The organism is Sphaerisporangium sp. NPDC049003, from assembly GCF_043197795.1.
Lineage (GTDB): Bacteria > Actinomycetota > Actinomycetes > Streptosporangiales > Streptosporangiaceae > Sphaerisporangium.
In genome coordinates, this window is the sequence record NZ_JBICTU010000086.1 from 1 (window position 1) to 1,195 (window position 1,195).

The 1,195-nt window shown below is 67.9% G+C and carries 1 protein-coding gene; it reads right to left on the bottom strand.

The features are described from left to right. Positions 1-8: 8 nt before the first annotated feature. The gene (locus ACGFIV_RS36280) at positions 9-1,130 is read right to left on the bottom strand and encodes an IS630 family transposase (protein WP_392839619.1); all 1,122 of its coding nucleotides are present in this window, start codon (positions 1,128-1,130) and stop codon (positions 9-11) included. Positions 1,131-1,195: the final 65 nt, after the last annotated feature.

Below are 1,195 nucleotides of genomic sequence, written 5' to 3' on the forward strand. Positions count from 1 at the left end.
GTAAGCTTTCAGGCTGCTGGTGCGAGGGGCCGGCCGCCCCAGCGGATGCCCTTCTCACTACGGATGCGGGCGCGTTCGCGGCGTTGGGCGGCCATCACGTCGGGGTGGCGGGCATGGGCGTTGCGCCAGCGCAGGTAGGCGTGCAGGGCGCGGGTTTGGACCGTGTGGTTGGGATGGTCGGAGTTGGCCAGAGTGAACTGGCGTAACGGGCCGAAGTGCGCCTCGATCGGGTTGGCCCAGGAGGCGTAGGTCGGCGTGAACAGCAGCCTGACCTTGTTCTTATTGGCCCAGGTGCGGATGCGCCAGTTCTTGTGCGCCGACAGGTTGTCCAAGATCACGTAGATCGGGGCGCCATCGGGTCGGGCGGCGCGGATCGACTTCAGGGCGGTCCAGGTGGGGTCGATGCCCTTGCGGGCACGGTTGATGCCCCACAGCAGGTCATCGCCGACCGCGTAGCAGCCGTGAAAGTAGGTCACGCCCTGGGTGCGGCGGTAGGTGGCCGGCAGCCGGTCCGGTTTGCCGTGCGGCGCCCAGCCCGTCCCGGCGGTGGGCCGGATGCCCAGTGGTCCGAACTCGTCGAAGGCGAAGGTGCGCGCGGGCCGGTGGGTGAGGGCGTACTCGATCGCGTCGAGTTTGGCGTCGAAGTCCGGGTCGGGGGATTCCTTCCAGGTCTTGGTGCGCTGGAAGGTGATGCCGTGGCGGGCCAACAGGGTGCGTAACGTCTCCCGGCCGAGGGTGAGGGCACGGCCCGGCAGGCGGCGCAGGTAGTCCAGGAGCTTGCGGATGGACCAGCGGGTGAACGGTCGGCCGAGTTTGGCTGGTCGCGTGGTGGCCGTCTGCGCGATGAACGCCTCATCATCAGGACTCAGCAGGCGGGGACGGCCTCCCGCCCACTGAGGGTCCAGGCAGGCCAGCCCGATCTCGTTGAAGCGATGAATGACATCGCGCACGGTGTCCTCATCGGCGGCCACCAGGCGGGCGATGACCGGCACCGTGTTGCCGCCGGCCGAGGCCAGCAGGATCATCGCTCGCCGATAGCGGACCGTGCTCATCGTGCCGCGCCGCACGATCCGTTGCAGCTTCTGTCCTTCCTGGTCTGTGAGCCTGCGCACCTTGACCGGTTGCGTCACTCTGCCTCCCAAGCGCCGATCGAACGTGATCAGCACCTATCCAATCGGCACGAGCGTTCTACACG